General features: G+C 41.4%; 11 protein-coding genes. 7 read left to right on the top strand and 4 right to left on the bottom strand.

Annotated features, from left to right (window positions below):
- Window positions 1-100 precede the first annotated feature (100 nt).
- Complete coding sequence (locus ACXIUD_RS15245) at window positions 101-1,435, top strand: aminotransferase class V-fold PLP-dependent enzyme (protein WP_458053505.1); 1,335 nt, start codon at window positions 101-103, stop codon at window positions 1,433-1,435.
- A 25-nt stretch (window positions 1,436-1,460) separates the two neighbouring features.
- Complete coding sequence (locus ACXIUD_RS15250; RefSeq protein ID WP_458053506.1) at window positions 1,461-2,696, top strand: DUF418 domain-containing protein; 1,236 nt, start codon at window positions 1,461-1,463, stop codon at window positions 2,694-2,696.
- A gap of 196 nt (window positions 2,697-2,892) precedes the next feature.
- Here ACXIUD_RS15250 and ACXIUD_RS15255 read toward each other — a convergent pair whose 3' ends face one another.
- Window positions 2,893-4,896 carry a prolyl oligopeptidase family serine peptidase gene (locus tag ACXIUD_RS15255; protein ID WP_458053507.1) on the bottom strand — a complete coding sequence of 668 codons (2,004 nt, stop codon included), beginning with the start codon at window positions 4,894-4,896 and terminating at the stop codon, window positions 2,893-2,895.
- Window positions 4,897-5,033: 137 nt separating this feature from the next.
- Here ACXIUD_RS15255 and ACXIUD_RS15260 point away from each other — a divergent pair, with 137 nt between their 5' ends.
- A complete protein-coding gene (locus tag ACXIUD_RS15260) occupies window positions 5,034-5,822 on the top strand; it encodes an SDR family NAD(P)-dependent oxidoreductase (RefSeq protein WP_458053508.1) in 789 nt (262 codons plus the stop codon).
- Between the two features lie 230 nt (window positions 5,823-6,052).
- Here ACXIUD_RS15260 and ACXIUD_RS15265 read toward each other — a convergent pair whose 3' ends face one another.
- A complete protein-coding gene (locus ACXIUD_RS15265) occupies window positions 6,053-7,261 on the bottom strand; it encodes an acyl-CoA dehydrogenase family protein (protein WP_458053509.1) in 1,209 nt (402 codons plus the stop codon).
- A gap of 118 nt (window positions 7,262-7,379) precedes the next feature.
- Between ACXIUD_RS15265 and ACXIUD_RS15270 the strand changes: the two genes are divergently transcribed.
- From ACXIUD_RS15270 to ACXIUD_RS15285, 4 genes are all read left to right on the top strand, one after another.
- On the top strand, window positions 7,380-8,360 hold the full coding sequence (locus ACXIUD_RS15270) for a tryptophan 2,3-dioxygenase family protein (protein ID WP_458053510.1): 981 nt from the start codon (window positions 7,380-7,382) through the stop codon (window positions 8,358-8,360).
- 82 nt (window positions 8,361-8,442) lie between these two features.
- Window positions 8,443-8,823 carry a transposase gene (locus ACXIUD_RS15275; protein WP_458053511.1) on the top strand — a complete coding sequence of 127 codons (381 nt, stop codon included), beginning with the start codon at window positions 8,443-8,445 and terminating at the stop codon, window positions 8,821-8,823.
- Window positions 8,820-9,698, top strand: a complete 879-nt coding sequence (locus tag ACXIUD_RS15280; RefSeq protein WP_458053512.1) for an IS3 family transposase — start codon at window positions 8,820-8,822, stop codon at window positions 9,696-9,698. Before ACXIUD_RS15275 ends, ACXIUD_RS15280 begins: the two co-directional genes overlap by 4 nt.
- A gap of 325 nt (window positions 9,699-10,023) precedes the next feature.
- Window positions 10,024-11,604 carry an NAD(P)/FAD-dependent oxidoreductase gene (locus ACXIUD_RS15285; protein WP_458053513.1) on the top strand — a complete coding sequence of 527 codons (1,581 nt, stop codon included), beginning with the start codon at window positions 10,024-10,026 and terminating at the stop codon, window positions 11,602-11,604.
- Between the two features lie 89 nt (window positions 11,605-11,693).
- Here ACXIUD_RS15285 and ACXIUD_RS15290 read toward each other — a convergent pair whose 3' ends face one another.
- Window positions 11,694-12,500 carry an exonuclease domain-containing protein gene (locus ACXIUD_RS15290; RefSeq protein WP_458053514.1) on the bottom strand — a complete coding sequence of 269 codons (807 nt, stop codon included), beginning with the start codon at window positions 12,498-12,500 and terminating at the stop codon, window positions 11,694-11,696.
- A gap of 3 nt (window positions 12,501-12,503) precedes the next feature.
- The gene (locus tag ACXIUD_RS15295; protein WP_458053515.1) at window positions 12,504-13,874 is read right to left on the bottom strand and encodes a UDP-N-acetylmuramate--L-alanine ligase; all 1,371 of its coding nucleotides are present in this window, start codon (window positions 13,872-13,874) and stop codon (window positions 12,504-12,506) included.
- Between the last annotated feature and the right edge of the window lie 130 nt (window positions 13,875-14,004).

A 14,004-nucleotide genomic window follows, 5' to 3' on the forward strand; every position in this document is an offset into this window, starting at 1 on the left:
TTCACGCGGCGAGAGCAACAAATGTAACTCAACGGACGCAGCGCTTATACACAAAGGAAGTAAAGAAAGACATCAAAAAAACCGCCAAAATAGTTAAACAATGAATAGACGCGAATATCTAACAAAAGCTGCCATGCTTGCAAGTGGCGGCTTTCTACCTTTCGTCACTACTCCTTTAATGGGGACTTCTGTCTCTGCTTTAATTACAGATACAACTAAAAGTGAAAATGGCCCGCTTAACAGTGGGGATTGGGTTGGCTTGCGAAAAATGTTCAAACTTCGACCGGACTTTATACACTTGGCCACCTTCCTGCTGTCCTCCCATCCCAAGCCGGTTGCAGACGCAATCGAGCGTCATCGAGAGGCATTTGACCTTGACCCGGTAGATTACTACTATGTGCATTCGCAAAAAATGGAGGATGAAGTTGTGAAAATGGCTTCGGAGTACATGGGTGTCAAGACCACTCAAATAGCAATGACCTATAGTACAACCATGGGATTGGCAATGGTGGCCAATGGTCTCATTCTTAATTCGGATGACGAGATTTTGCATAGTGAACACGACCACTACGCTATGGAAATGTCATTGCACTATAGTGCTGAGCGTTCAGGTGCAAAGCTGCGCAAAGTAGCCCTATATGATAATTCTGCCAATGCTTCTGTGGATGAGATCTTATCAAGACTAAAAGCGGCGATAAGTCCTTCCACTCGGGTTGTTGCTATGACATGGGTACATTCCAAGAACGGGGTCAAATTACCTATTCCAGCAATAGGGGAAATGCTCGCTGAACTGAACGGATCTCGTTCTGACGCTGATCAGATCCTCTTTTTGGTCGACGGTGTACATGGCTTTGGTATTGAGGATATAGCTATATCAAGCTTAGGCTGTGATTTTTTTATTGCCGGTACCCACAAATGGATATTTGGCCCCCGTGGTACCGGACTGATCTGGGGAAGTGACCGTGGCTGGGCCCGCTGCAATCCAGTGGTGCCTAGTTTCGGGCAGTCTTATGGGGTATGGCTGGGCTACATGGCTCAGGAAAGGGTGCCAATGGGTGATCACATGACTCCTGGTGGTTTTTATGCCTTTGATCACCGTTGGGCGTTACCTGAGGCATTCAAACTTCATCTTCAATTGGGAAAGAGCAACGTGCAAAAAAGAATTCATGAATTGAACACACTTGCAAAGGAGGGATTAAAAGATATTAGGGGAGTAAGTTTGTATACGCCCTTGTCTCCGGAGCTTTCATCTGGTATGATATGTTTTGATTACAAAGAATTGAAGCCGTGGGAGGTAGAAAAGGCACTTTACAAAGCAGGAATTAATGCCAGTACTACACCATATAGGCCATCATATGCTCGCCTTGCACCTAGTCTGATCAACAACGAGGAAGAAATCTTTCGCACTTTAGAAGTCATTGCTCAAATCCAATAGTTCTTATCTGTCAAAATACTCAAAAATGAATCCACTACAACCCATTTCAAGTTCAAATCGAATTGAACTGGTAGATTCCCTTCGCGGTTTCGCCATCTTTGGAATATTGATGGTCAATATGCCTGCTTTTTTCAAACCAGCAGTGGAATTGATCATGTTGCCTTCTTTTGGAGATAGTACGATGGAGATACTTTCCAATGGTTTTATTTACTTCTTTTTCACAGGGAAATTCTTTGTATTGTTTTCCCTCCTGTTTGGTTTTGGATTCTATATTTTCCTTCATAAAGACGGTGAGGTAAGCAAGCAGAATATCCACTTATTTCGAAAAAGACTTTTCTGGCTGTTGATCGTTGCCATTTTACATATTACATTGATTTGGGAAGGGGATATTCTTTTTTACTATGCACTCTTTGGGTTCTTATTACTCTTGTTTAGAAAGTCTTCAACTAGGAAAATTATTGTATGGATGATTGTTTTCTTATTGATTCCCATAGTTTTTGTAGGCCTGATAAGCATGTTGCCTCAACTTTTAACATCCAACCCAGAAGCCTTGCAAGCAATGGAGAAAGGAAGTCAGGAGCAATTGCTAGCAACCCAAGATTTAGTCCAAAGAGCTTATCAAGTATACTATTCTGGCTCTTACGGTGAAGTTATTCAGATGAATATTGAACAATGGCTTTTCCTATTGTCTGGAATTGTGGTTTTCTATCCCACCTGCATGGTGATGTTTTTACTGGGATTGTTAATTGGTAGATCTGGTTTTTTTGCCAATACTGGAGCATATATGGCTCAAATCAAAAAAGCCTTCTGGCTTTCACTACCCTTTGGGGTCTTACTTAACTTGGTGCTCTTGCTATCACTTGCCAATGCTACCCCTGGGGCATTGGATTATTGGGCATTTGTTGGAAGGACCGCTGGGATTTTAGGAGGCATCATCATGATGTGCACGTATGTATCAGGCTTTATTTTGATGTATAATCGAGGTAATTTCCAGAAACTCTTTTCAGGATTTTCAGCTGTAGGTCGTATGGCGCTGACGAATTATATCTCCCATTCTGTGATTGCCTTATTTCTTTTTAGATCCGTCGGATTTGGTTTGTATGGGCAGTTGGAAGTATGGCAGGGCATCCTATTGGTTTTTGTCATTTTTGGTTCGCAAATTCTTTTTAGTCAGTGGTGGTTGAGCAAATATAGATTTGGGCAGCTGGAGTGGTTGTGGAGGTTATTGACCTATGGGGAAATACATTCGCATAGAAAATAAATAACTTATGAATTCTAAATTTTTGCATTCAATGGATGGTAGAGAATCATATACTATAATAGTTTGCATCAACGCTTTCACAAAAAGAAATCTGTAAAATTCTTTTACGAAAAAAATAAACGGGATTAGCAGTAATGCCAGCCCCGTTTATTTGGAATTATGATTTTCTGATTTGCTAACTTTCAATCAACATTGATCACTTATTTTTATACTTGTCAAACCAAGAATACAAGTACAATTGTGTACGCAGATAGTTTGAAGGATTGGTGCCTGTACCATGGTATTCGTTTTGGAAACGGATCATGGCAGTAGGAACTTTCAATACTTTCAAGGCCTGATAAAATTCTTCGGTCTGAGAAATGGGTGTTCTCAAATCATCCTCTCCACACATCAACATGGTTGGTGTTTTGACATTGCCTACATACATCAATGGAGATCTTCTGATGTGCTCACTTGGATCATCCCATGGGTATTCCTTGAAATTTTTGTACCAACTTACCCCATCTGTATTCCCAACAAAGGAAAGCCAGTTGATCACAGGGAAATTGACTGATGCTGCAGCAAATCGGTCAGTATGGCCTACAATCCACGAAGTCAATACTCCGCCACCGCTACCGCCATAGACGAATAGGTTCTTTTCATCGACATATCCTTTTTTGATTACTTCATCCACGCCATTCATCAGATCATCATAGTCCTTTCCAGGGTAGTCGTTTTTAATGGCATTGCCAAAGACAGATCCATAACCTGAAGAGCCTCTGGGATTAGTGTACAATACCACATAGCCTTCGGCTGCATGGTGCTGCCAGGTAAAATTAAAGCCTACATTATACATGGCATGAGGACCACCGTGAATTACTAAAATCAATGGATATTTTTTGGAAGGATCGAAGTCAGGCGGCCTGACAATCCATCCATGAACGTCAAAATCATCGGTTGATTTATACCAAAGTTCTTCGACTTCCCCCAATTGTACATTTTTCAACATGCTATCATTCAATCGGGTTAATTTTCTGATATTCGGATTAGTAACCTGGAATGATATAATCTCTGCAGGATTGTGGTAATCGGTCAATACTCCCACGGCCAGTCCATTCCTGTTGATTTCTGAAACAGTCAGCATGTGATTGCCTTGGCTGATTTGCCTATGTCCCCCCCGCAAGGGCGCAAAATATAGGTTTCTGGTTCCGTTATAATCGGCATTGAAATAAACTCCTGAATTATCTGATGCCCAAAACATACCTGATGGAGAACGGTCAAAATCAACCGCCAATTCTCTTGGATTCTTTCCATCAATGTCCATTACGTACAACTTGTTTTCAATAAAAGTATCATCTGTCCAGTCGTAGCCAACATAAGCCACTCTTTTACCATCAGGGGAAACTACAGGAGATCTATCAATACCGTTTCGTTTGGTCAGCTGTCGGATATCAGCTGTTTCTACATTGACAGCATAAATTTCGGATTGTCTGTATTCGTATTCCGCATCCTCAACCCTAAGACTTGTAAATAGTATTTCTTTGCCATCGGGGCTCCATTCTACACCGCTGTGGTTATAGTTTCCTTGCGTCAGCTGCCGGGGAGTTCCACCTTCAGCCGGTACAATAAAAATATGAGTAAAACCCTCTTCAAGAAAGCCAACTCTGTCACGTCGGTAATTCAACTGGGTAATCACTTTAGGTCCTTCGGTCCATTTAGCGCCTTTTGGTCGCTCAGGCATTTTGATGCTCCAAGGCTCAGTGTAGGGAACGAGCATGTTGAATGCGATGAATTTCCCATCAGGTGACCACTTCATATTGGAAGGTGTTTTTTCAACACGGGTGATCTGCGTGGCTCCCTCGGTATTCTTATACTTTACAAAAATTTGGCTTCCACTCGGCTCGCCTGAAGACATGTATGCGATCCTTGTGCCGTCTGGAGACCAGGCAGGAGAACTGCCTTTAGTGAAAAACCTATTTTTGCTCCCATCAGCATCCATGATGAACAATTCATTTTTTCTGGTATCGTTTACCTTATCTACCCAGCCTCTGGTATAAATAATTTCCTTACCATCTGGGGAAACTTGAGGATCTGCTACACTAATAACATCGAAAAACTGCTCCAATTTCAGCTTGCTTTTTTCTTGAGCGAATGTGACAGACATGCTGAACAGCATGATTATCCAACATCCAAATAAAGTGAGGGTTATTATTTTTTTCATACTTTTAATTTTGGTTATTGATTAAAAATAAGGAATTTTAATTGTTACTTACGCTTTGAGTAGGATTTATTATATGAATGGAAACCAGAGCGATCTGAGTATGATTTTTCTATAATTCAAGCTTTAAAATCACAGCCATGAAATTCGAAAACCACACCATCTGGATCACTGGAGCCTCTTCAGGAATTGGCTTTCATCTGGCAAAAGCATTTGCAAAAGAAGGTGCAATCGTTGCAGCTTCTGCACGAAGAAAGGAATTACTGGAAAAACTAGTACAAGAAATCCAACAGGAAGGAGGCAAAGCCCAAGCTTTTTTCTGCGATGTGATGGAAGAACAATCCATTGAAAAGTGCTTTGATGAAATCATTGACACTTTCGGTAAATTGGATGTATGTATTGCCAATGCCGGTGGAGGGGTGATGGGGAAGATTGAAAAGCTTTCTGCAGAAGAATGGGATCGGCAATTGCGGCTCAATGTAACAGGACTTGCGCTTACAGCTAAGTATGCGCTCCCCGAACTCCGAAAATCCAAGGGGAGGCTTGCTTTGATAGGCAGTGTGGCGGCTTTTGTCCCTAATCCTAATCTAGGTGCCTATGGCGCCAGTAAAGCAGCCGTACATAATATCGGAGAAACCTTGCAATCAGAATTACTTGGTTCGGGTGTGTCCTGTACCACCATTCACCCAGGTTTTGTGGACAGCAATATTACAAGAATAGACAATGAGGGGAACTTCCACCCAGAAGCCAAGGACCCGAGACCAGCCAACCTGATGTGGCCTACGGATAAGGCAGCAAAAGCGATGCTTCAAGCAATTTACAAGCGTAAAAAGATGGTGGTCATCACAGGCCATGGGAAAGTAATATATGCTATTTCACGTCTGATTCCCAGTGTTTTGAGGAGTATGATGGCGAAGATGAATGGGTAGTACAGCAGACAAAGAATTTTATATTTTTCAATAAATATTTTAACGTTAACTCCGCTAGAATTTTTTTGACTTGTGTTAAACAAAAAAACCGCCAAGGATAGCTACTCCTAAGCGGTCTAGGTTCTTACCTCTTGTGTTTAACTCCTACCTTATAGCTGGTAATTCTCGCATCTAATTTTGGTGCCTCGGCACCGTTGGTGAGTCATCAATCCATATCGAGGTTCTTGTCTCTATTTAAATGCTGGAATACCTGTAATCTCATGTCCCAAGATTAACAAATGGATGTCATGAGTGCCTTCGTAGGTGATCACGGATTCCAAATTCATCATGTGACGCATCATGGAGTATTCCCCTGTGATTCCCATACCTCCGTGGATTTGACGGGCTTCCCGGGCAATATCCAAGGCCATAGCTACATTGTTTCTTTTGGCAAGGGAAATTTGAGCGGTGGTTGCTTTTCCTTCATTCATCATTTTTCCCAATTTCCAATTCAATAATTGAGCCTTGGTGATTTCGGAGAGCATCTCTGCCAATTTCTTTTGAATCAACTGGAAGGATCCAATAGGTTTGTCAAATTGAATTCTTTCTGCTGCATATTTTCTAGCAGATTCATAACAATCCATTGCTGCACCTACTGCACCCCAGGCGATACCATAACGTGCCGAATCCAAGCACATCATAGGCGCACCGAGTCCACTTTTGTTGGGAAGTAAGTTTTCTTTAGGAACTTTCACATTATCAAAAACCAATTCCCCTGTTGCAGAAGCTCTTAACGACCATTTGCCGTGAGTTTCAGGTGTTGAGAAGCCTTCCATGCCTCTTTCTACAATTAATCCATGGATTCTACCCGCTTCGTTCTTCGCCCAAACGACTGCAATATCCGCTTTAGGAGAGTTGGAAATCCACATTTTGGCTCCATTTAACAAGTAATGATCGCCCATATCTTTGAAGTTGGTGACCATGCCGGATGGATTTGAACCAAAGTCAGGTTCAGTTAAGCCAAAGCATCCCAGCATTTCTCCGGATGCCAATTTGGGTAGGTATTTGTGTTTTTGTTCTTCTGAGCCAAATTTATAAATTGGATACATTACCAAGGAACCCTGAACGGAGGCTGTGGAGCGCATACCAGAATCTCCTCTCTCAATTTCTTGCATGATCAAACCATACGCAATGTAATCCAGACCTCCTCCACCATATTCAGCAGGGATTTGTGGTCCAAAAGCACCTACATCTCCAAATTTTTTGACAATTTCATAGGGAAAATGCGCACGCTGTGCCCAATCCTCAATGTATGGACTGATTTCTTTTTTGACAAAATCACGGATAGACGAACGAATCAGCAAATGCTCTTCGGTCAATAAATCATCCACTTGATAAAAGTCTACCCCCTCAAACGTATCTTGCTTGGATGATTTGTGTACTGCTGTCAGCTGTTCCATAACAGTTTTTGGTTTATTGCTAATTATAACGGATTTTTGCGCACAAAGTCGCTTTCAAGACTTGAAATAAATACAAAGAGCTGATAAATACTACCGTAGCGCTCATTAAATTTAGCACATGAACCCAGCACAAACCCCAAAACACATTTTAGAGAAGATAGAGCAACTTCAGGAGAAATTTAAAGCCTCAGGCCAAGACCTCTCTTCTTACTTGGAAGGGCTCTTGTATGCGGATTATATGACCTATTGGGATTATATCAATTTGGATATTCTCCTTTCTTTGCAGCAGCCGCGAACTTCCTTCAAGGATGAAAAGATCTTCATTATCTACCATCAGATTACGGAATTGTACTTCAAGCTCATTATTTGGGAATTGGAGCAAATCGCTGATAAAGAAAAGATTGATGCCGATTTCTTTAAGTCACGCTTGGAGCGTGTCCTGATGTATTTTGATCAGCTGATTTCTTCTTTTGCGGTGATGTGGAAGGGGATGGAAAAAGAGCAGTTTCTGAAATTCCGAATGTCTTTGCTGCCATCCAGTGGTTTCCAAAGTGCGCAATACCGTGTCTTGGAAATTCAGTCTGCTGATGTGCATCAGTTGATTCACATCGATAGGAGAGATGCGCTATCGAAGGAGTCGGATGTGGCCATTTTGTTTGATAATCTCTATTGGCAGCATGGAGCCAAAGAATTGGCCACAGGTCAAAAGACCTTGACCTTGAAAACCTTTGAAAAAAAGTATGGAAAGGAACTGAAAGAATTGATTACGCTGTATAGCGATAAAAATATTTGGAGAAAATATTTGGAATGTGCTGATAAAGATGAGGAGCTGAAAGAGTTGATGAAGAGTTTGGATCTGAAAGCCAATGTATTCTGGCCCTTGGCGCATTACAAATCGGCTGTTCGTTACCTGCAGCGGGATCCTCAAGATATAGCAGCAACAGGCGGTACCAACTGGCAGAAATACTTGCCTCCCCGTTTCCAAAAAGTGATCTTTTATCCCGAACTTTGGACCCAACAAGATATGGATGAATGGGGCAAGGGATGGGTTGTGAAGGAGGTTTTCGGGAATGATGGAGAATTAGAAGCGAGAGATTAGAAGCGAGAGATTAGACTCAAGTGACATGTGACATGTCCTGAAATAGCTTGACAAAAGAAGTCAAACTATAAACGGGAAAAAGATGACAAAAAGTGTTCGAGAGTTCAAACGGTACAGTATTAGCTTTAAGAAGCATGTGGTAGAGGAGTTGGAAAAAGGTAGCTCCTTTTCTGAACTTCAAAAGAAGTACGATATTAGAGGAGCCGAGACGATCCAGAAATGGGCTCGCTCATTTGGCAGGAATCATTTGTTGAACAAAACTATCAGGATAGAAACTGTGGACGAAAAGAGAAGACTTAAGGAACTTGAAGAAGAAAACAGGAAGCTAAAAGCAGCTTTAGCTGATACTGTAGTTGCTAATCATATGCTGGAGACTTTGATAAAAGTTGCTAATGAGGAGTACAAGACAGATTTAAAAAAAAACTTTGGCAGCGGTCAGTCTTTCAAAGGGAGCAAGGGATGAGTTTGTTCTCATGCTGCTCATACTTTGGATACAGCCGAGCTGCTTATTATGACTGGACAAAAAGAAAGCATAGAGAAGAAGCTATGTATGGTTTAGTGTTAGACTTAGTTCGGGACCATCGGATTATTCATCCAAGGATGGGTATCAGGAAACTATATAAGCTAATAAGCCCCGATCTTGATAAGTTTGGTATTAAGCTGGGTAGAGATAAGCTCTTTGATTTGTTACGCTCTGAAGGACTGCTGATTAAGCCAAAGCGGAAGTATGTTGTTACTACTCAATCATTTGCAAGATACAGTCAATACAATGATCTGTTCAATGGAAAAGAATGGAGTACAGTTGATCAAGCCTGGGTATCTGACATTACCTATATCCGTGTTAGAGACTCGTTTAGATATCTCTTCCTGATTACGGATGCTTATAGCAGAAAGATAGTAGGTTGGTATTTGGGTAATACTCTTGAGTCAAAGTGGGCTGTTGAGGCGCTGAATATGGCTATCGGTCAATGTGGGGTAAGTGAAGGACTTATCCATCATTCTGATAGAGGCTTCCAGTACTGCAGCAAGGCTTACACGGATCTGCTGAAAAAGTCAGGAATAAAGTCAAGTATGGGAGAGGCAGGGAACTGCTATGATAATGCAATGGCTGAAAGGGTGAATGGGATACTAAAGAATGAATATCTGCTAGATTCTACCTTTAAAAATTTAAATGAAGCTTATGCAGCGGTAAAACATGCAGTGTGGGCATATAATGAGAAACGTCCTCATATGTCTCTTGGCATGGAAACACCGGGCAATGTGCACAAGAGATTGTCAGTGTTTTCATCTCTCAAACGCAAAAGTAGCCCAAGACAGAAACCTGTCAAGGCTATATAAACGTCGCTGCGCTCCGGCCTTGACAGGTCTCCTTACTTGGGCTATGAGGCATTTAAGAAGATTGAAAACAAAAGAAAAACAATGAAAAATGTGTCAAGAAATTTCAGGACGTGACAAAGGGTAATAAAAACCATTAAGGAATTAAGGGAATTAAGATTTTGACAATTGTCGTTTTCTGATTCATCAGATTGGAATTAATAATTCTTCATTCTAAACCGTTAACTGACGACAAAGCACTGTGGACCAAACTGTTCACTATGCACTATTAACTGTTCACTAATCACTCAATTACTAGTACACTACTTTAAGGATAGACACCTTACTTATGAAAAAAGAAATTCAATTACAACTGACGCCAGAGGTGGCGTATACGGAGGAGCTTTTTAAAGCAGCTGCTTTGAAAGCTGCTGGCATATCTTTGTTAGAATCAGATGTTTATGCCCGTCAGGTAAAACGATCAATTGATGCTCGTGGAAGGCAGGTGAAAATAAATGTAAGTGCAGAAGTTTTTGTGAAGGAAGCTCCTGAGCCCATGCTAACTTTTCATAACGATTACCCTAATGTCAGCAATGCAGAACCGATCATTATTGTAGGAGCAGGGCCGGCTGGGATGTTTGCTGCTCTGCGTGCGATAGAACTGGGTGTCAAACCTATATTGCTTGAGAGAGGTAAAGACGTTCGTGCTCGCAGAAGGGATTTGGCAGCGATCAACAAAGATCATATTGTCAATCCTGAGTCCAATTATTGTTTTGGAGAAGGAGGAGCTGGGACATATTCTGATGGAAAGCTATATACGCGCTCGAAAAAGAGAGGGGATATCCGCCGCATCATGGAGATTTTTGTGGCACATGGGGCAACCGAGGAGATTTTGGTAGACTCCCATCCCCATATCGGGACCAATAAATTGCCCAAATTGGTAGCTGAACTGAGAGATTCAATTCTCCAAGCAGGAGGAGAGGTTTTATTTGATACCAAGGTGGTGGATTTCATCTTGAAAGGAAATGAAATGAAGGGGGTTGTTCTTCAAAATGGAGAAAAAATTCTTGGTAAAGGTGTAATCCTTGCGACTGGCCATTCTGCTCGAGATATTTTTCATTTGCTCCATCAAAAGCAGATTTTGATAGAAGCCAAGCCATTTGCATTGGGAGTACGCATCGAGCATAGACAAAATCTAATAGATCAGATTCAATACCACTGCGAAGTGGATAGAGGGCCATATTTACCAGCTTCCTACTACTCATTAGTACAACAAACGGAATATCAGGGCAAGCAACGAGGTGTATTTTCATTTTGCATGTGCCCCGGTGGATTTATAGTGCCTGCAGCCACTGCTCCAGGAGAGTTGGTTGTGAATGGCATGTCCCCAAGTAGAAGGGATAGCAAGTATGCCAATTCGGGTATGGTCGTGGCTGTGGAATTGGAAGACTTGCCTCAGTATGCACACTATGGGCCCTTGGCAGCAATGATGTTTCAAGCAGAAGTGGAGCAAAAAGCTTGGAAAATGGGAGGAGAGACGCAAGTAGCGCCTGCCCAACGCATGGTTGATTTTACCAACAAAAAGGTCAGCGATTCTTTACTGGATACATCTTATCAGCCGGGACTTTCTTCGGTAGATATGCATGCAGTATTACCAAAGATGATTGCGGAGCGCTTAAGGCAAGGATTGGTGGCTTTTGGTCGCAAGATGAAAGGTTACCTGACCAATGAAGCTCAATTGATAGGTGTAGAAAGCAGAACATCTTCTCCTGTCAGAATCCCTAGGGATAGGGAAACATTCGAACATCCCATCATTAAAGGATTATACCCTTGCGGCGAAGGGGCAGGTTATGCTGGTGGAATAGTCTCCGCAGCCATGGATGGAGAACGATGTGCGGAACGATTGATTGAAAAGTATGTAAAGCGTTAAATACAATAAGCTAGATAAAAAAATGTCTTCCAGTAATCGTGGTTATGAGCCATTCAGATAGGAAGACATTTTATTTTAGTAAAATCAGATTACCTATTGTTAAAGGCCCGAAGCTTCACTTGTGTGAACTTACGTTTGGTATCGAGAGGGAAATCCCCCTTCATCATCCAATCATAGTAAGAAGGCTCTTCCTTCAACACTTGTTCAATTGTCTTGCCTTTGTGTTTGCCGAAATTGAAGCATTCTTCACCTTTTTCATTGAAGATAAATCGACCTGCCAAATCCACCATTTTCTCATTGAGGATGTTATGGATTTTCTTCATGTCGTTTTCAAAAACACCAATCTTGTTTCCGAGGAGGTCTTCCGCTGTTTCTCCCACATATTTTTCAATCTGTGCTTTGAAAACCTCATAGGTTGCCACGGTATCTGCTTCAGCACTGTGCGCATTTTCCAAAGATTTACCGCAATAGAATTTATAGGCGGCGGATAGGTTTCGTTTTTCCATCATGTGGAAAATTTTCTGAGCATCGAGGATATTTCGTTTTTCAATGTCGAAGTCAATTCCTGCTCTCAAAAACTCCTCAACTAGCAAAGGAATATCAAATTTCAACACATTAAATCCTGCCAAATCAGCCCCAGCCAAAAATTGATGTAATTCCTTGGAAAGGTCTTTGAATGTAGGCTTGTCTTTTACATCCTTATCGTAAATCCCGTGAATAGCAGATGTCTCGGCGGGAATGGGTATGGTTGGATTGACTAATTCTGTTTTCAGTTCCTCTTTTCCTCCCGGATGAACTTTTAAAATGGAGATTTCGACGATTCTGTCAGTAGAAACATTCGTTCCCGTAGATTCGATGTCAAAAAAAGCAATGGGGGTTTTGATATTCAAATTCATGTCTTAATTCGTTTGTTCGATTTTCTTTTTGATGGTTTGGAGATCCATATCATCGTAATTACCCGAACTCATGAGTAATAAGTTGGTTTGATGATAGTCTTGGCTTTCCAAAAAGGATTTTAATTCCTGGATATCTGTAAAAAGCTTCAAGTCTGTTCGTTGGAACCCTTCTTGAAGAGTTGCTAAATCCATCAATTCCAGTTTTTTCAAAGATACAGCTTTTGGGTTTAAATAAATAATAGCCTCATCAGCCGCATCAAAGGTGTGCGCATAGTTATGGATGAAATCTTTGTTGAGCGAACTGTAGGTATGCAATTCCTGTACGGCAATCAATCGTCTTTCAGGATATTGATTTTTTACAGCTTGAACGGTTGCCTGTAGCTTGGATGGAGCGTGAGCAAAATCTCTAAATAAAATAGCCTGATCCGATTTGGCTAAAATCTCCTGTCTTTTGGCTGCGCCTTTGAAGCTAGAAATTGCCTGATAAAATTGACTTTCGGTCAAACCTAATTGCAGACAAACCTGAAGGGCTCCTGATAGGTTTTGAAGGTTGTGGTCACCAAATATTTGCAGGGGAATTTCTTCCTCGGAGGTCTGAATGAAGGTTTTTCCTTCAATGATGCGGTTGGAATGAACACCGTAAGGGATTTTAGTGAAAAGGGTTTGAGGGAGTTCATCCGCCAAACTTTTGACTTCTTTATCCTCTTCACAATAAATCCAAACACCTTCATTAGGTGTCATGGCAATCAGTTGCCTAAATTGATCTTTATATCCTTCAAAGGTTGGGAATACGTTAAAGTGATCCCAAGCAATGCCACTCATCAGCAAAATATCATGATGATAGTGGAAAAATTTGGGTCTTCGGTCTTCCGGCGATGTCAAATATTCATCGCCCTCTATAATGATGATCGGGGCATTGGATAGCTTCACCATCAAATCAAATCCTTCCAATTGCGCACCCACCAAGTAATCAAATTCCATTTGTTGAAACTGAAGTACATGCAAAATCATCGAGGTGATGCTTGTTTTGCCATGACTTCCAGAAATGACCACGCGCTTTTTATCCTGACTTTGTTGATAGATAAATTCAGGAAACGAGTATACGGGAATCCCCAGAGCTTTTGCTTGTTGAAGTTCTGGGTTGTCAATTCGGGCATGCATTCCGAGGATGATTCCATCTAACTTTTGATGGATTTTTTCCGGAAACCAGCCTTTTGCAGCAGGTAAAATGCCTGCTTTTTCCAAGCGTGTACGGGAAGGTTCATAGATTTCGTCATCCGAACCACTGACTTCATAGCCCTTTTGAACCATGGAAAGCGCCAAATTGTGCATCACCGCACCACCGATGGCTATAAAATGATACTGTTTACTCATAATGCGAAAGAATATTCAAAGGTACTAAAGCAGTGATAGAAAGCGTTGAAAAATTAGGAAACTTTTCCCCTGAGAGAAGCCTATGATTTTCAAGGATTTGAAAGAAATGTGGATATCTCGTGGGTAAATT

This window comes from Mongoliitalea sp. (assembly GCF_054166905.1).